Source organism: Rhodococcus sp. NPDC059969, from assembly GCF_042738325.1.
In the GTDB taxonomy this organism is placed as follows: Bacteria; Actinomycetota; Actinomycetes; order Mycobacteriales; family Mycobacteriaceae; genus Rhodococcus_F.
On the sequence record NZ_JBHWUF010000002.1, the window covers coordinates 222,589 to 239,927 of the forward strand.

The following is a 17,339-nucleotide window of genomic DNA, read 5'->3' on the forward strand; positions in this document are numbered from 1 at the left end:
AACCTGTCCGTTTCGCGAGCGCAGTGCCTATGCTGTTCGGTGAGTGATCTGGATCATAGTTCCGGTGAGGTGGTAGACGTGCGTGGTGGCGGCGACGTGGCTTTGTCTGCGACGGACTACGACCGTGTTTTCGCGATCCTCGACTACTGCTCGGCGGCGAGAACGCTCGATCAGCTCAAGAACCTCCTCATGGTGGCCTTGCATGATCACTACGGCTGCCCCAACACCACATTCCTCGCCGGTCCTACCTTCACGACAGCGTTCGCCGATCCGAATCCGGTGACGACCGGGCGGATCACGCCGATCCTCGACGAGTACCAAGCGCATTGGTACCTCGACGACGTCTTTGCGACGGCGCAATCACGGGCGACGCTGTTGTCCTCCCCGGCGATCACGCACACCCAGTTGGCCGACGTCCCTTCGCAGTCGGCGACCTACCTGCGGGATTTTCTCTATCGCAAACGACTGCACAGCGCGTCGGTGATGCATCTCCAGCTGGCCCACGGTGGTCACGGTCTGGTGGGGATCTTCGATTCCGAAGGCAAGGATCTTTCAGGGCGCGACATCGCAGGATTGGGCATTGTGGGCAGGCAATTGTCGCTGCTGTGTCAAACACTTCCCGGTCAGCGCGAGCCGGGATGGCGAGAGAAGCTGACGCCCAGGCAGATCGATCTCGCGGAGCTGTTGGCGGACGGTCATACCAACGACGAAATTGCGGTGATCTTGTCGCTCAGTCCGGACACGGTGAAGAAGTACGTCAGCCGCATCCTTGCCGTTTTGCACGTACGTAACCGTGCCGAGTTCGTGAAGTTGGTCTACGAGCAGAAACTCGCCGATCAGCGGGTCTGAGATTGTCCACTTTCGTGCACTGTGACCACGGTCACGTCGCGGATAGCGTTTCCGGTGCACGGCCAGGAGTTGGCCCACAGCACTAGGAGAACTCATGAGCAGGCTTCGTTTCGGGTATTTCATGGCACCGTTCCACGTCCCCGGACGCAATCCCACCGCCGCACTGCAGCGCGATCTCGAACTGGTCGAGCACCTCGACCGGTTGGGCTACGACGAGGCGTGGTTCGGTGAGCATCACTCTGCCGGAAGCGAGATCATCGCGTCGCCGGAAATCATGATCGCTGCAGCCTCGCAGCGCGCACCGCGGATTCGTTTCGGCACGGGTGTCACGTCGCTGTCGTATCACAACCCGCTGTGGGCAGCGGATCGAATCATGCAGTTGGACCACCTGACTCAGGGCCGCACCATCTTCGGAGTCGGGCCCGGTTCGTTGCCCACCGACTCGGCGATGATCGGTTTGAACCCGACCGACACCCGAGAGTTGTTGCAGGAGAACCTCGACATCGTCGTACGCCTCCTTCGTGGCGAGACGGTTTCCGCGAAGACCCGAACTCACGAGTTGTACGACGCCAAGCTACAACTCGCTCCGTACTCGGAGAACGGCATCGAAATCACCGTTGCCGCAGTGGCTTCCCCGACTGGTCCTCGCCTGGCCGGTAGGCACGGTCTGGGGCTGCTCTCCATCGGAGCAACGTTGTCCGCCGACGGTTTCGACGCCTTGGCGCACCACTGGAATGTGATGGAGGAGCGCGCGGAGGTCAACGGCACGACGGTGGATCGCCGACGGTGGTCTCTCGCCGGGCCTTTTCACATCGCCGAAACCGAAGCGGAAGCACGCAAGCAAGTGGAATACGGCATCGAGGAGTGGTTCGACTACTTCCAGCACGTCGCGGCCTTCCCGCAGATGGCGGTCTCCGGTGCGCGCCTGAGCGAGATGATCGACTTCATCAACGAAGCCGGGATCGGTGTCATCGGCACACCGGAGCAGGCCAGGCGTCAGGTACAACGGCTGTGGGATCAGTCCGGTGGTTTCGGCTGCATGCTGCAGATGGGTCACGATTGGGCGAACCCGCAGGACACCCGACGTTCGGCAGAGTTGTTCGCGCAGGAGGTCTTTCCGCATTTCCAAGGGCAGGCGCAGGCGACGCTCGATGCGGCAGCTCACGCTCGGGCCGTCCGGGAGGGGCATGCCAAGGCGCAACTCGACGCCGTCGACCACATGACGAAGAAGTACGCACAAGAGTTGGCAGACAAGGGCTGACGTCGTGAACGATCCACAGGGCAATCGGGCGTTGCGTTTTCGAGAAGCCATGGCGCACGTGTGCTCACCGGTCGCCGTCATCACGGCAATGGACGGCGACCGGCCGCACGGCACGACGGTCAGCGCATTCATGTCGTTGTCGATGGACCCGCCGATGACCGCGGTGGCTCTGGATCGACAGTCGGAAGTTCTCGGCCTCATCGAAGGAACGCGGAGGTTCGCGATCAATGTCCTCGGGACCGCGCAAAGCTCACTGGCGGTTGCCTTTGCGAGGAAGGGCCGTGCGAAGTTCGACGGTGTCGAGTGGGCGGAGCATCTCGGTGTTCCGAGACTGCCGGACGTATCCATCTGGATCGTGTGCACCGTTGATGCCGTCGTGGACGGTGGTGATCACAAGATCGTGACAGGATCGGTGGACGAGGTCGAGCACCGCGAGTCGAATCCACTGACCTACCACCGGCGTGCATTCGGTACGCACGCACCGACGTCAGTGCTCTAGGAAGGAGAGCCATGTATGTATTGGTGGACGACGGCCGCGTCAGCATCCATGACGGCGAGAATCTGAATGACTTCCACGTCGAGGTGACTACCGACATCTCCGATTCCGAACTGGACGAGCTGTTGCGCGTTCGAGATTACGGATACGTCAGCGGTGGTAGTGCTTTCGTCTCGGTGGCCCGTGTACGCGAGAGCACCACGGACGTCGAAGGTGTTGCCGCGATGGTCGATTACGCGCAGAGCAAAGGCTGGGTCGACGAGGACGGAGAAGCGCTGCAGGCGCACGTCGTTCGTCGGCAGTAAAACCGGCAGTAAAAGGGGAACGGCTCAGACCATGTCGTTCTTCTGCAGCCATCGCAGCGTCGGCCAACCGCAGAACACCGGGAGCCAGCAGGTCAGTACTCGGTAGAGCAGGACCGACGGAACCGCGATGCTTGCCGGCAGTCCGAATGCGGACAGACCGCCGATGAGGGCGGCCTCGACGGCTCCGACGCCACCCGGTGTCGGAGCTGCCGAGGCCAGCGTGCCGCCGATCATCGTCACGATGGTGACGGTGATGAACGTCGTTCCGCCGCCGAATGCTTCGACGCTCGCCCACAGCGCCAGAGCGGCACCCAGAGTGGTTGCGGCGCTGCCGCCGACGATGATGAGGAAACGCGTGGGGTTTCGCGCGAGCTGGCTCAGTTCACCCAACACTTCGGTGATCTGAGGACGCAGATCGTCGCGCAGCCACCCACGGAGCTTCGGGATGAACATGAATGCGCCGAGAACTCCGAGCGCGACTCCGCCCGCCAGATACAGAACCGTGGATCCCGGGATGAAGTGCGAGAGATTCGTATCGCGTCCGGCGACGACCGAGAAGAAGATCAGCAACCCGACGTGGGTGACCACCTGAACCGTCTGCTGAAGCGCCACAGCGGCCGTTGCGCGGACGGTACCGAGCCCGCCCTTCTGCAGGAACCGCACACTCAGAGCGAGCCCGCCGACGCCGGCGGGAGTTGTCGTCGCCGCAAAGGTGTTGGCCACCTGCATGATCAGGAGGTTGCGGTAGCTGACCATCGACGACGCGCACGCCCACAGGGCCGCTGCTGCACCGACGTACGTCAGTGCGGAGACGCCGAGGCCGAGCAGCGCCCACCACCAGTTGGCTGTCTTCAGTTCGGTGATGAATGCCGGTACCTGGCTGATGAACGGATAGGCGACGTAGACCAGACCGATGAGCAGCACGAGCTGGATGAGTTGATTGCGACTGAACCGGGTGACCTGCGCGGGAGCGACCTTCTCGATCCCGTTCTTCGCACCGACCTCGTCTCGGATCTCGGTCATCAGTTTCGCGGAATCCGCGACGGTCCGCCGAATGCGGTTGGGCAACGCCGCAGTGGTCAATCGGCCCGACGCGGCGAGGATCGTGTCTGCGCCTTGCGCGCGAATCGCGGCGTCCACTGCTGCGTCGACGCCGAACAGTGATGCGGTGGCGAAAAGAAGCTGGGCGTTGTCGGACTGCATCTGCACTTCGGTCGCGCCGAATTCGGAGTACGCGTATCCACCGAAGAGGATGGTTCCGCCTTCGACGCGAATCTCGGAAGCGCGTAGGTCACCGTGCGCCATCTGGTGCACATGAGCGGTATGCAGTGTTTGCCACAGCGCGTCGATCAGTTTGGTGGATTCTTCCTCGCCCGCCTGATTCTCGACGGCGACGGCCAGGGGGATACCGCGCGGACTCGGGCGCGCGTACATTTCCCATCCGCGATCGAGGACCGAGATGGCGACGGCTTTGGAGCTGGCCAGTCCGATGTCGGCGAACGCGATACCCATGAGCGCCCGGTGTTCGACGGCACGACGAAGCGATCCGTAGGGCGGAGGAGTTTCCCGGTTCCGGAACGAGATCCAGCGGAAGGTCTGTCGAATTGCTCCGCTGCTTCGCTGGTTCTGTCCGTACAACTCGACGATCAATTCGTCGAAGGGTTCGTCGTCCGGTGCTTTGTCGATGGCTGCGGACATGACGAGAGGCCCGATTCCGGAAGGGCTCACGACGCGGAAAGTGGTGACCCGGTAACCACGCCGCGCGAGTACGCGCACTGCCGAGTCCAGCGGCACTTCGAGGGCTGGTGTGCCGACGACCAGAACGATCACAGCGCCGATCAGATAGCCGACCGCGAGACCGAGCATCGAGCGGGCGGGAACGATCGAGCTGACGATCAGATGAATGGGAGCAAAGAGCAGAAGCAGGGTCCACCAGGCGCGTCGCCACTTTTTCGGAAGCCACGGGCCCGAGACGGTGAGCACCGCCGCGAGCATCGCGATCCATCGTGGATCGTCGAGGAATTGAGACAGGAACGTGGCGTCGAGTCTGTCCGGGACGTCGAGGTGCCACTTGGGCGCGGCGAGGCCCGTTCCGGTGAAGGAGAGCGCGACACCGGCGCACAGGCCGGCGGCGGCGTATCCGGCCAGCAACTTCCATCGGCGCCCGACAATCAGTCCGATCAGAATGGCGAACGGTAGCGCCAGAATTGCGATGCCGTAGAGCAGGTACACAGTGTCGGACAGGCTCGGCGACAGAACGCCGACGATGTTGGACACCGACGTTTCGAGGGCGTCCCACTGACTTCGAGTGATCAGAGATCCCGCGATGACGCCGCCGAGCAGCACGGCAGCGATAGCGACCCGCATGATGTCGCTCGTACGGCGGTGCAGTGGTGGCAGGAGACTTCCCGTTACCGGGATCTCCCGTCCGTCTACTCGCATCTCGCCAGAACTCTCTTCTCTCGGGGTTACCGACCGTCTCAGTTACCTCGATCAAGGTACCGCGTGGGGGTTCGGCGACTGGGAAGCCGGACCTGTCGTTACCTCCTCGATGCCAAGCAACATTCGCTTCGGCCCCGCGGCGGCGGGCTTCGGCGCGTAAAATTCACTTTCCGGACGTTCGTTCATTTCGACGACAGGGAGTGCGTATTCATGAGCCCCGACGCCAGCGGTGTGGACGGTCGGGTTCCTGACCTGCCGACTCCGTCGACCAGAATTTCCGTCACCGAGGACTACGCGGCCGAGATCGACGAGCTCTCGAGTCTCAAGCACAAGCTCGGCGGGCTGGAGCCTTCGGAGTTCGCGGATGCCTGGAAGCAGGGTTACCCCTACGAGAAGAAGATGTCGCGTCGCGAGTACGAGCGGAAGAAGCGGCGCCTGCAGATCGAGCTGCTCAAACTGCAGCTGTGGGTCAAGGAAACCGGGCAGAAGGTGCTCATCATCTTCGAAGGCCGTGATGCTGCCGGAAAGGGCGGCTCGATCAAGAGGTTCACCGAGCATCTCAATCCTCGTGGTGCCCGCGTCGTCGCGCTCGAGAAGCCCACAGACATCGAGCGAACGCAGTGGTATTTCCAACGCTATGTCGCACACCTGCCGAGCGGCGGCGAGATCGTGCTGATGGACCGGTCCTGGTACAACCGCGCCGGTGTCGAACGAGTGATGGGTTACTGCACGCCGACGCAGTATCTCGAGTTCATGAGAGAGACCCCGGACTTCGAGCGGATGCTCGTCAACTCCGGGATTCATCTGCACAAGCTGTGGTTCTCGGTCAGCCGCGAAGAGCAGTTGGCGCGGTTCGCCGCCCGTCGAACGGACCCGGTGCGTCAGTGGAAGCTCTCACCGACCGACCTGGCCTCGCTCGACAAATGGGACGACTACACCCAGGCCAAGGAAGCGATGTTCTTCTACACCGACACCGGGGATGCGCCCTGGACGGTGATCAAGAGCAACGACAAGAAGCGCGCCCGCCTCGAAGCGATGCGTCACGTGCTCGCCAGCTTCGACTATCCCAACAAGGATCACCGGGCAGTCGGTACTCCGGATCCCTTGATCGTCGGGCCGGCCTCGGCGGTATTCGAAGAGGGCGAGCACGTGAACGTGGAGTTGCCTGCGCTCTAGCTGAAGTTCTCACTCAGATCGAGCTGGCCTCTGCCCACAGATTGATACCGCTGTCCTTGGCGTGCTGATCGATGGAGGCCAGTTCGGCTGCACTGAATTCGAGATTGTCGAGCGCGCCGACGTTGGCTTCGAGCTGCGCGACGCTGGACGCACCGATCAGTACCGAGGTGACCCGCGAATCGCGAAGTGCCCAGCTCAGTGCAAGCTGGGCCAGCGACTGGCCGCGGGCTGCGGCGATATCGTTGAGTGCGCGAATGTGGGTGAGAGCGTCGTCGGTCAGCCACGACGGGTCGAGTGACTTGCCTTGGGCGGCACGAGAATCCTCGGGTACACCGTTGAGGTACCGGTCGGTGAGCATGCCTTGCGCGAGCGGTGAGAACGCGATGACGCCCACTCCGAGATCGTCGACAGCCGAAAGCAGATCCTGCTCGATCCACCGATTCAGCATCGAATAGCTCGGCTGGTGGATCAACAAGGGAACCCCGGCAGCGGCGAGCAGTGCGGCGATTTCACGGGTGCGCTCCGGTGAATACGAACTGATACCCGCGTACAGGGCCTTGCCCTGCTGGACGGCACTGATCAGGGCGCCTGCGGTCTCGTCGATCGGAGTGTCGGCGTCGGGGCGATGGCTGTAGAAGATGTCGACATAGTCGACTCCGATTCGACCGAGCGACTGATCGAGAGACGACAGCAAGTACTTGCGGGAACCGCCGAATCCGTAGGGGCCGGGCCACATGTCCCAGCCGGCCTTGGACGAGATGACCAATTCCTCGCGGTACGAAGAGAAATCCTCACGCAGAATCCTGCCGAAGTTCGTCTCGGCGCTTCCGTACGGAGGTCCGTAGTTGTTGGCAAGATCGAAGTGGGTGATTCCGAGATCGAACGCCCGTCGCAGAACTGCGCGCTGGTTGTCGATCGGTACGTCGTCGCCGAAGTTGTGCCAGAGGCCGAGCGAGATCGCCGGGAGTTTGAGACCGCTCCGGCCGGTCCGGCGGTAGGGCATGGCTTCGTAGCGGTTCTGCGCGGCGACGTACTGATCGGACATGGTGCCTGCCTTCACATCGTTGTGGTTGCGGTTGAGCGTCTACCCATTATCGCCGATGCCGCTCAGGTGTGCTGGTCGCTGGGAGGTGTCTCAGTCAAAATGCTTGCGGGTTAAAGTAATTCGATCGATCTTCTGGACCGACGTTCAGGTTCGAGTCACAGTGTCAGGCGGCGGTGACGTCGACCACGTCTGGGTTCGCATCTAAGGGAACGGTAAGGAATCGCGGTTACGATGGTCACAGTCGATCGGCGATACCGATCGCCGATTCGCTTCGAACATGTTGCCCAGCAGCCGGATCCGGGGTCCGGCGAGGAGATCTATGTCGACGCAGTCCGTAGTGCACACACAATCACCGGCAGACGAGAGCGTCGTAGGGGATTCGTCTCCGCCGGGTGGTGGAAGCCGGCGCTATCTCGAGCAACTGATCAGATACGACGTGCCGGCGTCGCTGGTCGTCTTCCTGGTGGCGCTTCCCTTGTCCCTGGGAATTGCGATCGCGTCCGGGGCGCCGATCATGGCAGGTCTGATCGCCGCCATCGTCGGCGGAGTGGTGGCCGGAGCGGTGGGAGGTTCACCGCTGCAAGTAAGTGGTCCCGCGGCAGGCCTGACCGTGGTGGTCGCCGAACTGATCGGCAAGTTCGGGTGGAAAGTCACCTGCTTGATCACCGTCGGTGCCGGTCTTCTGCAGATCGTGTTCGGGCTCAGCAGAATTGCCCGTGCGGCACTCGCTATTGCACCGGTGGTGGTGCACGCGATGCTCGCCGGTATCGGCATCACCATTGCGCTACAACAGGTTCACGTGTTGTTGGGCGGAAGCTCCGCCAGTTCGGCGCTGGACAACCTACGGCAGTTGCCCGCGCAGATCGGTGCCTTGCACGTCGAGGACTTGATGATCGGGCTCGTCGTCGTCGCCACTCTTCTCGGCTGGCGTTATCTTCCCGCGGGCGTCCGAAAGGTTCCGGCCGCGTTGGTCGGCATCGTATTGGCAACTCTCGCTTCACTCGTGCTGCCGATCGACGTCGAGCGTATTGCTCTCGACGGGTCCCTGCTGGACTCGATCGGACTTCCTGCCCTGCCGGACGGCCAGTGGCTCGGCGTCGCAACCGGCATCCTGACCATCGCCCTGATTGCCAGCGTCGAGAGTCTGCTCTCGGCTGTGGCCGTGGACAAGATGCACTCGGGCCCGCGTTCGAATTTCGACCGCGAGATGCTCGGTCAAGGTACTGCGAACTTGGTGTCAGGGGCGATCGGCGGGCTGCCCGTCACGGGAGTGATCGTGCGCAGCGCCACCAACGTCGAAGCCGGTGCGAAGTCCCGTGCGTCGTCGATCATGCACGGCCTGTGGATCCTGCTGTTCTCGGCCGCGCTGGCCGGATTGGTTCAGCAGATTCCGAAGTCTGCACTTGCCGGTCTGTTGATCGTCATCGGTATTCAACTGGTCAAGTTGGCGCACATTCGGTTGGCGCGGCGGACCGGTGACCTGTGGGTGTACGGCATCACGGTGGTCGGAGTCGTGTTCCTGAACCTGCTCGAGGGCGTACTCATCGGATTGGCACTGGCGATCGCCCTCCTGGTGTGGCGTGTCATTCGCGCATCGGTCACGGCAGAAGAGTTGGGTGACAAGGATTCCGGGAAGTGGCGGGTGCTCGTCGAGGGGTCGTGCACCTTCCTCGTGCTGCCCAAGCTCACGTCGGTACTCGCCGGCATTCCGCCGCGGTCGGACGTCACGGTCGAGTTGTCCGTCGACTTTCTCGACCACGCCGTCTTCGACGTCATCGAAGAGTGGGCGAGGCAGTACGAGTTGGCAAGTGGGTCGGTGACTATCGACGAAGTCGGATCGGTGAGCATGGAGAGCGCGACCACCGGACCGCCCAAGCGCGGCGCAGCAGTCACCGACCTGCGAGGCTTGCTCGCTCCGTGGGGGAGTTGGCAACCACAGGCTTCGGGAAGGAATCTGAGCAGCCCGCCTGCGCTGCGGCCCATTCTCGACGGGGTGTCCAACTATCATCGCCACCGCGCCGAAGCGATACGGCCACACATGGATCAGTTGCGTGACGGGCAGAATCCGGACTCCCTTTTCCTTACCTGCGCAGACTCGCGAGTGGTGCCGAACATCATCACGAGCAGTGGCCCAGGGGACCTCTTCACCGTGCGCAACGTCGGAAACCTGGTTCCTGCCGGTGGCCGCGATACGTCGGTGGAAGCGGCACTGTCATTTGCGATCGACGAGTTGGGTGTCAGTTCGGTTATCGTGTGCGGACATTCAGGCTGCGGAGCGATGCAAGCGCTCCTGACCAACAGTTCGTCGGAATCGGGGGCCATCGGGGAATGGCTGCGTCACGCCGAAACGAGTTTGCAGGCCTACACGAGTGGCCACCCGGTCGCCCGCGCTGCCGCCGAGGCGGGTTTCTCGGAGGTCGACCAGCTCGGAATGGTCAATGTTGCAGTGCAATTGCAGACTCTCGAACGGCATCCTCTCGTCGGTCAAGCCCGCGTCGACGGTCGCCTGCGTCTCGCCGGGCTGTTCTTCGACATCGGATCGGCTCGGGTCATCGAAGTGACTTCGTCCGGGATCGGTGAGCTGATCGAGACCTGAAAGGGCTAATCGTGTCCGGGTTGATCCCTGAGCTCGACCAGCAGGCGAGCCCCGCCGAGCGGACTCTCGTGGAATGTCGTGCGTCCGCCGTGCAGGGCCGCCTGTTGCGCCACCAGTGCCAGGCCCAAGCCGGAGCCCGTCTTGCCTGCCGTCGACCCGCGGGTGAACCTTTCGAAGACGCTCGAGCGTTCCTCGGCCGGTATTCCGCAACCGTTGTCGTCGATCGTGATCGTGACTGTGTCCGGTGAATCGACCGGGCGCGCGAGGGTGATGCGCACGGTGCTCGCGCGGCCGTGGCGGACGGCATTGGTGATCGCGTTGTCGAGGATCAACCGGATTCCGCCGGGAAGAGCCCGGATGCAATAGGGGAGTGGGGAATCCACAGTGACGACGCTGACGTCGAGGCCGCGATGATGTCGGCGTGCGTCGTCGGCAGCGATGTCGCAGACCTCGGTCAGATCCGTGTCCTTGAAATCCTCGGCAGTCGAGAGTTCACCCTTCGCCAGTCGCTCGAGGTCTCGCAGCGTTGATTCGACGCGGCCCTGCGCGCGGGCCAGATCTGTGAGGATCTCGCGTCTTTGTTCGTGATCGAGGTCGTGAATGGACAACACCTCGATGTCGGTTCGCATCGCCGTCAACGGAGTTCGGAGTTCATGAGCCGAGGCGGAAGCGAAGTCTCGCGCGGCGGCAAGGGCCGAGTCGGTCGCGGCCTGTGCCCGGGCGACATCGCTGAGCATCGATTCTGCTGCTGCGGCAAGCTCGTCCGCTTCACGGATGCCGGAAATTTCGGTGGCGAGATCGGGATCGCGTCGGGCGATCCGGCGGGTCAGTTCCACGAGTGGGCGCACCGCCGGGCCGCCGAACAACCACCCGAGAGCTGCAGCGGCCCCCACGGCACCGACGCCGAAGAAAGCGACCTGGCGTTGTTGGTCGACGGTGATGTCCCGCGCTTCGGCGTAGGGAACTGCCAGCGAGACAAGGGCGTTGATGCCGTCGGCCTCGGCGGTGTATGCCCGGTACTTGGTGCCGTCCACATCGACGGTGGCCGAGCCGACCGGGAGTTCGGGCAGACGGGTCGGGGTGCTGGATTTGACGGTTCCGTCGGTGTCGGAGCGGATGGTCACGGAAAACGCGCCGCCATCTCCGAATGCTCCCAGGAACGGTCCCGCAGTGGCGGCGTTGGCCACGATCACTGTCGACGCCGTCTCCAGCCGACGGTCCAGCTGGGACAGGTTGTTTCGAGCGATGGCCAACGCAACGACTACACCGAGAGCGATGACGATGAACGTCGCCCCCAGTGCCGCGGCCGCGGCAACGCGGGTTCGAAGTGAGAAGCGGCGACGCTTCACGGGTTCTCCCGAAGCACGAACCCGACGCCGCGGACGGTATGGAGAAGGCGAGGTGAACCGCCGGATTCGAACTTGCGACGCAGGTAGCCGATGAACACGTCCACGACGTTCGTGTCGGCGACGAAGTCGTAGCCCCACACCAGTTCGAGGAGGCGTTCGCGAGTGAGCACGATGCCGGAATTGTGAGCGAGTACTTCGAGGAGTTCGAATTCGCGTTTGGTGAGCGGTACTTCCTTGCCGTCGACACGAACTCTGCGGCCGGAGAGGTCGATGTCGAGGTTGCCGACGCGCAGGGTGTTCGTTCCCTCGGCGTGATCGCCGGCAGGGGTGTTGCTGCGCCGGAGCATCGCGCGGATCCGGGCAACCAGTTCGGCGAGGACAAAAGGCTTGACCATGTAGTCGTCTGCACCGGATTCTAGCCCGGCGATGCGATCGTCGACCGAGTTGCGTGCGCTGAGCACGCAGATCGGGATTTCGTTGCCGGCGGCTCGAAGCGCCGTCACCACTCCGGTGCCGTCGAGCACCGGCATGTTGATGTCGAGGACGACCGCGTCCGGTCGCTTGTCGGAGATCACTCGGAGCGCGTCGGCGCCGTCCACTGCCGTCAGTACGGTGAATCCCGAGAGCCGCAATCCGCGTTCGAGCGAGGTGAGGACGTCTGCGTCGTCGTCGACTACGAGGATTTTCGGTATCTCGGTCACAGCCCCATTGTGCCTTGCCTGGTACGTCGTGTTTCGCCGATCAGACCGGCAAGTCGGTACCGTCCGGACGCAGACCGGCCATGAACACCGCGACCAATCGAGGGACCAGGTTCGGCATGGCCTCGTCGGACAACTCGATTTGCGGGCGTGTCAGTTTGGCCAGAGCCATGACGAATTCGAGCGGTTGTAGATCGGAGCGAACCAGTCCGGCGCTCTGAGCGGCGCCGATTGTCGCGGTCATCTTCGCTTTCGTCACCTCGCGCACGGCCAGAACTTCGGGGGCCAACTCGGTGAAACTGCGTTCCACCAGTGCGGGAATGAGTGCACCCAGTCGCAGTTCCACGAGCCGATCCACCAACGTGTGCCACGCGCTTGTCGGATCGGTGGGCATGTCCGCAAGCGCGATGTCGGCGGCCTCTCGGACGTCGGTCAGCGTTGCGACGGCGACGGCGGTCACCAGGTCCTCGCGCGTCGGAAAGTTCCGATACAGCGTGGCTATGCCCACTTTCGCGAGTTCCGCGACGGCGTCGAGGGGCGCATCGTGCCCGCGCTCGGTGAACACCGCTCGGGCGGCGTCGACTATTGCGTTCCTGCGTTCGCGTGCATCGGCTCGCACATTCACCTCCGGTATTGACAGTTCATCATAACTGGAGGAATATCTTCCACAAAGAGTGGAGGAAAAACTTCCACTTAGGGAAGGTAGTGATGAACGTCGAAGCCGAAGCACGGGACCGTAAGAAGCTGGTGGCCGTGGTGTTGGGCCTGTCTGCTGTGATCGGGCTGATGCTGCTCGCCTTCGTGTTGCCGTCGGTGAACAGTGGCCCGCACGAACTGAAGTTGGGTATCGCCGGTCCGGCTCAGGCGACCACTCAGATCAGTGCCTCGCTCGAGGCGAGCAAGCCGGGTGCCTTCGACACCCAGGACTTCGCCGACGCCGACGCGCTTCGTGACGCGATTCGAAATCGAGACGTGGTCGGCGGAATCGTTGTCGATGCGAGCGGCCCTCACGTGCTGATCGCGACCGCGGGCGGTACCCCGATCGCGCAAACCCTGACCGGAGTGGCCAGTGGACTCTCGGATGCTTCGGGAACGGAGGTTCCCGTCGAAGACGTGGTGCCGTTGACGGCGGACGACCCGACCGGTGCGGGGCTCACAGCCCTGGCCTTGCCGCTGGTGTTCGGTGGAATCATGCCCGCTGTTGTTCTCGTGCAGCTGTTTCCGCGCAGCATTGCCAAGCGAGTGCTGGGCGCCGTCGGCGTCGCGGTTGTCGCAGGTTTTGCCCTGACTGCCATTCTGCAGTTCGGCACGAACAGCCTTGACGGAAACTACCTGCTCACCGCACTCGCACTCACCATGGGCATTTCGGCTATCTCGCTTCCCATTCTGGGACTCGAATCCCTGCTCGGGATGAAGGGATTCGCATTGGGGGCCGTCACGATGATGTTCGTGGGCAATCCGCTCTCGGGGATGGCGACAACTGCGGCCTGGTTGCCCGCGGGGTGGGGTGCATTGGGACAACTGCTCCCGCCTGGTGCCGCAGGGGCATCCGTCCGATCGATGGCTTTCTTCGACGGCCACGGTGCCGCCGCACCACTTCTGGTGCTGGTGTGCTGGATCGCCGTCGGGATCGCGCTGTGCGTGGCTGCCGGTCGGAAGAAGGCGTCGACGCCGGTGGTCGAACCAGAGGTAGCCCTGGTCTAGCCGGTGCGGGTTGCGTACGGGGTGAGGTCGGGAAGCGGCCAGACCCCGTCAACGCGTTCCACGGCCAGTTCGGCGACCACCGTGTCCTCGTCCATCGGTAGGGGTCGGAGGATTCGGGGCTTTCCGGCCTCCCATTCGACGTCGATGCCTGCGGAGGTCAGCGCGTCCTCGTCGATGACGGCGACGATCAGTGGCAAGGTCAGGTCGCCGAACACCAGATCGAGCACCGAAGCGAGTGCGTCCGGGGTGGTTGCGCGAATGAATCCCGCCTCGTCGTAACTGATTCCGCGCGTCGAGACCTCGTACTCACCGAAGCGCTTGCACGCTTCCCAGTCGTCGGCGATGGCGACGTGGACGAGTCGTTGTCCGGTCATGCAGTGCTCCTGTAGTGTTCGAAATAATGAAACGTCAACGTAGCATTAATTCACTGGCACGGTAACAGGAGACTTGATGGAGCAACCGCGCAGACGTGGGAGAACCAGTGACGCCGAGCGCGCCGATCGACGCAACGAGATTCTCGACGTCGCGGTCGACTCGTTTCGGGAAGTCGGGTTCGCTCGAACAACGATCGACGCGATTGCCACGGCGGCCGGCGTCGCAAAGCGCACCGTGTACAGCTACTTCGGCGACAAGTCCGCGGTCTTTGCAGCTGCGGTAGCGCGTCAGCACGCGTACGTCGACAATGCCGGCGAGGGCCAGTCCGACCTGCTGGCCGCCGCAGTGGACATCGTCATCGCCCTGCACAGTGAAAACTCGATTGCGCTGCACCGCATGATGATCGGCGAGGCACTGCAGTTCCCTGAGCTGGCTGCCGCGTTCTACGAATCCGGACCGGCCAAGTCGATTGCCTTCCTGGAGAAAATCTTGCTCGATCAGCACGGACAGAAGGCTGCGCTGAGTGCGGATCAGTTGTACACATTGCTACTCGGTGAGGAACATCGGCGGCGACTGCTCGGGCTGGCCCCAGAGCCGACACCCGAGAGAGCTGCGCAACTTGCTGCTCGTGCGACGGGGTGCATTCTGGGATCTGATCGGTAGGCTCGACGGGGTGAACAACTCTGTGGTCTGGTTTCGACGCGATCTGCGGGTAGGTGACCTTCCCACCCTGAGCGCGGCGTCGGATGGCGGCGGGCAGGCATTGGGATTATTTGTTCTCGACGAGAAACTGCTCGGACCGGCGGGCTCACCCCGCCAGGATCAACTGTTCGCCAACTTGGCGGCCCTCGATAATCGGCTCGACGGAAAATTGATGGTTGTTCGAGGTGATCCGGTGGACGTGGTGCCCCGCGTGGCGGAATCCGTTGGCGCCGAAGAAGTTCACATCAGTGCAGACTACGGACCATACGGCCGACGCCGTGACGCTGCAGTGGCGGAGAAGGTGGAGTTGATCGCCACCGGTTCTCCGTACGCCGTCGCGCCCGGACGCGTCACCAAGGCCGATGGCGATCCGTACAAGGTGTTCACACCGTACTTCCGTCAGTGGATGGAACACGGTTGGCGAGGTCCCGCGTCGACCGATGCACAGACCGTCAATTGGTTCGATCCGAGCGAGAAGGACGGCGGCCCGCGCCGGGTGAACATTCCCGTGCCGTCTCGCGCGGTCAGCCAATTCGTGGGTGAGGCCGGTGCGCTCGAGCAGTGGAAAGAATACTGCGAGAACGATCTTGACCGCTACGACGACGAACGAAATCGGCCGGACCTCGACACCACGAGCCGGATGTCGATCCCGCTCAAGTACGGCACGATCCATCCGCGAACCATGTTGGCAGACCTTTCCAAGCGGCTCGGCGACGGCGCTCAGGCTTACCGTCGCCAGCTGGCTTGGCGAGACTTCTACGCAGACATCCTGTTTCAACGCCCCGACAGCGCACGGAAGAACTACGACAACAAGTTCGACCGCTTACGTCACGACGGCGGAGTCGACGCGGACGCTGCCTTCACTGCCTGGTGTGAGGGCAAGACCGGCTTCCCGATCGTCGATGCGGGCATGCGGCAACTCGTCGCCGAGAACTGGATGCACAATCGGGTGCGAATGATCGTCGCGTCATTCCTGGTGAAGGACCTGCACATTCCGTGGTGGCGCGGCGCACGGTACTTCATGTCGCAACTGGTGGACGGTGACTTGGCGTCCAATCAGCACGGGTGGCAGTGGACTGCGGGGTCGGGCACGGATGCCTCGCCGTTCTTTCGGGTCTTCAACCCGATCACTCAGGGGGAGAAGTTCGATCCCGACGGCACATACGTCCGTCGGTGGGTCCCCGAACTTCGCGATGTTCCAGGCAAAGCGGTCCACTCACTGAAAGCGATGCGGCCGGTCGACTATCCGGACCCGATCGTCGACCATGCGCACGAGCGTGAGGAAGCCCTCCGCCGGTACGGTGAGATCAAAGGCTGAGTGCTCAGTGATCGGCGGGCGCTACGCGGAGGCGGTTTCCGTCCAGATCTGAAATGACGAATGTCAGGCCGAAAACATCTTCGTTGGGTTCTTCGACGACCTCGACACCCTTTGCCACCCACTCGTCGTAGATCGCCCGAATTTCGTTGCTCCCGCCGTCGACCAATATGCCGACTTCGAAATTTCGCGGTGTCGCGGGATCGAGGTCGCGTGACTTGCCGCTCCACAGTGCAAGGACCACACCGCCGCCCAGGTCGAAGGTCATGTACCGAGGGCTGAGTACCTCAGGCTTCGCGTCGAACAATTCGCCGTAGAACGCTGCTGCGGAGGCTGCATCGCTGACATAGATCAGAAACTGATTGGGTAGTCGCACTGTGGTTTTCCCTCTCCCGTTGACATTCGGACCACCTGCAACGAGGTGTGTGCCTTCTCGTGCGGGGCCGCGTTCAACAATCCCCTCACGCCGGACGAATGTCCAAGAACGAGTGCGTCTGAGAGGCAGACGGATTTCTTATGACGACGCCGCACCGAGGTGGTAGCCGACGCTCAGGTTCGGGTAGTAGCCGTCGATGTAGCTCGAGATGAAGTAGTGATCAGGGTCGGTTGTGCGAGTTCCGTCGGTGTCGAACTGCGGATAGTCGTTGGCCATGAAGACTGCTTGTCCGCCGCCGGGGGTGGAGTAGACGACGTCGACCGTCAGGCCTCGCGGGTCCTGGTTGTATGCGGTGACGATCTCGGTCTCGTGGGGCGCGAGCGACTGACGTGGGCTCTGCATCCACTGTCCGTAGGGATTGTCGGCGCCTACGAGATGAATTGTCTGTTCGGTGTCGTTGCTGATCGTCATCGTGATGGTATTGCCGGTTGCCGGAAGAGTTCCGGCGCTGGCGATTCCGCTCAACCCCAAAGTGAGGGCACCAGCGGCCAGGGCCGTGATTGCGGCAACTACGTAGCGCGGGTTCGTCATCGTCGGTGTCCTTTGTCCGGGTGAGCGTTCGGTTGGCTCTCTCGAAGACAACTATGTCG

General features: G+C 62.8%; 17 protein-coding genes. 9 read left to right on the top strand and 8 right to left on the bottom strand.

Features of this window, described 5'->3' with window-relative positions:
• Positions 1-39 precede the first annotated feature (39 nt).
• The 4 genes from ACFWAD_RS09975 to ACFWAD_RS09990 all read left to right on the top strand — a co-directional run bounded on the left by ACFWAD_RS09975 (position 40) and on the right by ACFWAD_RS09990 (position 2,911).
• Positions 40-849 (top strand): response regulator transcription factor, encoded by an 810-nt coding sequence (locus ACFWAD_RS09975; RefSeq protein ID WP_378446266.1) that lies wholly within the window; start codon positions 40-42, stop codon positions 847-849.
• Between the two features lie 94 nt (positions 850-943).
• On the top strand, positions 944-2,110 hold the full coding sequence (locus ACFWAD_RS09980) for an LLM class flavin-dependent oxidoreductase (RefSeq protein ID WP_378543249.1): 1,167 nt from the start codon (positions 944-946) through the stop codon (positions 2,108-2,110).
• Between the two features lie 49 nt (positions 2,111-2,159).
• The gene (locus ACFWAD_RS09985) at positions 2,160-2,609 is read left to right on the top strand and encodes a flavin reductase family protein (protein WP_378543844.1); all 450 of its coding nucleotides are present in this window, start codon (positions 2,160-2,162) and stop codon (positions 2,607-2,609) included.
• A gap of 11 nt (positions 2,610-2,620) precedes the next feature.
• Positions 2,621-2,911: a hypothetical protein gene (locus ACFWAD_RS09990; RefSeq protein ID WP_378543251.1), complete on the top strand. Its 291-nt coding sequence runs from the start codon at positions 2,621-2,623 to the stop codon at positions 2,909-2,911.
• A 24-nt stretch (positions 2,912-2,935) separates the two neighbouring features.
• Here the strand turns inward: ACFWAD_RS09990 and ACFWAD_RS09995 are convergent, their stop codons facing one another.
• Positions 2,936-5,353: a YbhN family protein gene (locus tag ACFWAD_RS09995; RefSeq protein ID WP_378532337.1), complete on the bottom strand. Its 2,418-nt coding sequence runs from the start codon at positions 5,351-5,353 to the stop codon at positions 2,936-2,938.
• Positions 5,354-5,563: 210 nt separating this feature from the next.
• Between ACFWAD_RS09995 and ppk2 the strand changes: the two genes are divergently transcribed.
• Positions 5,564-6,529 (top strand): polyphosphate kinase 2, encoded by a 966-nt coding sequence (gene ppk2, locus ACFWAD_RS10000; RefSeq protein ID WP_378543253.1) that lies wholly within the window; start codon positions 5,564-5,566, stop codon positions 6,527-6,529.
• Between the two features lie 13 nt (positions 6,530-6,542).
• Here the strand turns inward: ppk2 and mgrA are convergent, their stop codons facing one another.
• Positions 6,543-7,574: an L-glyceraldehyde 3-phosphate reductase gene (gene mgrA, locus ACFWAD_RS10005; RefSeq protein ID WP_378543255.1), complete on the bottom strand. Its 1,032-nt coding sequence runs from the start codon at positions 7,572-7,574 to the stop codon at positions 6,543-6,545.
• A gap of 319 nt (positions 7,575-7,893) precedes the next feature.
• Here mgrA and ACFWAD_RS10010 point away from each other — a divergent pair, with 319 nt between their 5' ends.
• Positions 7,894-10,170: a SulP family inorganic anion transporter gene (locus ACFWAD_RS10010; RefSeq protein WP_378543257.1), complete on the top strand. Its 2,277-nt coding sequence runs from the start codon at positions 7,894-7,896 to the stop codon at positions 10,168-10,170.
• Between the two features lie 5 nt (positions 10,171-10,175).
• Here the strand turns inward: ACFWAD_RS10010 and ACFWAD_RS10015 are convergent, their stop codons facing one another.
• The 3 genes from ACFWAD_RS10015 to ACFWAD_RS10025 are packed head-to-tail and all read right to left on the bottom strand — an operon-like array spanning position 10,176 to position 12,836.
• Positions 10,176-11,519 carry a sensor histidine kinase gene (locus ACFWAD_RS10015; protein ID WP_378543259.1) on the bottom strand — a complete coding sequence of 448 codons (1,344 nt, stop codon included), beginning with the start codon at positions 11,517-11,519 and terminating at the stop codon, positions 10,176-10,178.
• Entirely contained in the window at positions 11,516-12,220 is a 705-nt protein-coding gene (locus tag ACFWAD_RS10020) for a response regulator transcription factor (protein WP_095971255.1), read from the bottom strand. The genes ACFWAD_RS10015 and ACFWAD_RS10020 overlap by 4 nt, the downstream gene beginning before the upstream one ends.
• Before the next feature lie 40 nt (positions 12,221-12,260).
• Entirely contained in the window at positions 12,261-12,836 is a 576-nt protein-coding gene (locus tag ACFWAD_RS10025) for a TetR/AcrR family transcriptional regulator (protein ID WP_378543261.1), read from the bottom strand.
• A gap of 89 nt (positions 12,837-12,925) precedes the next feature.
• On the opposite strand from ACFWAD_RS10025, the gene ACFWAD_RS10030 reads away from it, so the two are divergent.
• Entirely contained in the window at positions 12,926-13,921 is a 996-nt protein-coding gene (locus ACFWAD_RS10030; protein WP_378543263.1) for an ABC transporter permease, read from the top strand.
• Here the strand turns inward: ACFWAD_RS10030 and ACFWAD_RS10035 are convergent.
• Positions 13,918-14,295 carry a DUF952 domain-containing protein gene (locus tag ACFWAD_RS10035; RefSeq protein WP_378543265.1) on the bottom strand — a complete coding sequence of 126 codons (378 nt, stop codon included), beginning with the start codon at positions 14,293-14,295 and terminating at the stop codon, positions 13,918-13,920. The genes ACFWAD_RS10030 and ACFWAD_RS10035 overlap by 4 nt on opposite strands.
• A 76-nt stretch (positions 14,296-14,371) precedes the next feature.
• Here ACFWAD_RS10035 and ACFWAD_RS10040 point away from each other — a divergent pair, with 76 nt between their 5' ends.
• Positions 14,372-14,959: a TetR/AcrR family transcriptional regulator gene (locus ACFWAD_RS10040; RefSeq protein ID WP_378543267.1), complete on the top strand. Its 588-nt coding sequence runs from the start codon at positions 14,372-14,374 to the stop codon at positions 14,957-14,959.
• A gap of 10 nt (positions 14,960-14,969) precedes the next feature.
• Positions 14,970-16,316, top strand: coding sequence for a cryptochrome/photolyase family protein (locus ACFWAD_RS10045; protein WP_378543269.1), 1,347 nt, complete (start codon positions 14,970-14,972; stop codon positions 16,314-16,316).
• Between the two features lie 4 nt (positions 16,317-16,320).
• Here the strand turns inward: ACFWAD_RS10045 and ACFWAD_RS10050 are convergent, their stop codons facing one another.
• Both ACFWAD_RS10050 and ACFWAD_RS10055 read right to left on the bottom strand, forming a co-directional pair.
• Positions 16,321-16,689 (bottom strand): VOC family protein, encoded by a 369-nt coding sequence (locus ACFWAD_RS10050; protein ID WP_020970460.1) that lies wholly within the window; start codon positions 16,687-16,689, stop codon positions 16,321-16,323.
• A gap of 138 nt (positions 16,690-16,827) precedes the next feature.
• Positions 16,828-17,280, bottom strand: a complete 453-nt coding sequence (locus ACFWAD_RS10055) for a hypothetical protein (RefSeq protein WP_378446279.1) — start codon at positions 17,278-17,280, stop codon at positions 16,828-16,830.
• Positions 17,281-17,339 lie beyond the last annotated feature (59 nt).

Coding starts and splice junctions, on each gene's coding strand:
- ACFWAD_RS10010 (WP_378543257.1), top strand. CDS start 7,894: ATGTCGACGCAGTCCGTAGTGCACACACAATCACCGGCAGACGAGAGC.
- ACFWAD_RS09985 (WP_378543844.1), top strand. CDS start 2,160: ATGGCGCACGTGTGCTCACCGGTCGCCGTCATCACGGCAATGGACGGC.
- ACFWAD_RS10040 (WP_378543267.1), top strand. CDS start 14,372: ATGGAGCAACCGCGCAGACGTGGGAGAACCAGTGACGCCGAGCGCGCC.
- ACFWAD_RS10035 (WP_378543265.1), bottom strand. CDS start 14,295: ATGACCGGACAACGACTCGTCCACGTCGCCATCGCCGACGACTGGGAA.
- ACFWAD_RS10030 (WP_378543263.1), top strand. CDS start 12,926: ATGAACGTCGAAGCCGAAGCACGGGACCGTAAGAAGCTGGTGGCCGTG.
- ACFWAD_RS10055 (WP_378446279.1), bottom strand. CDS start 17,280: ATGACGAACCCGCGCTACGTAGTTGCCGCAATCACGGCCCTGGCCGCT.
- ACFWAD_RS09995 (WP_378532337.1), bottom strand. CDS start 5,353: ATGCGAGTAGACGGACGGGAGATCCCGGTAACGGGAAGTCTCCTGCCA.
- mgrA (WP_378543255.1), bottom strand. CDS start 7,574: ATGTCCGATCAGTACGTCGCCGCGCAGAACCGCTACGAAGCCATGCCC.
- ACFWAD_RS09990 (WP_378543251.1), top strand. CDS start 2,621: ATGTATGTATTGGTGGACGACGGCCGCGTCAGCATCCATGACGGCGAG.
- ACFWAD_RS09980 (WP_378543249.1), top strand. CDS start 944: ATGAGCAGGCTTCGTTTCGGGTATTTCATGGCACCGTTCCACGTCCCC.
- ppk2 (WP_378543253.1), top strand. CDS start 5,564: ATGAGCCCCGACGCCAGCGGTGTGGACGGTCGGGTTCCTGACCTGCCG.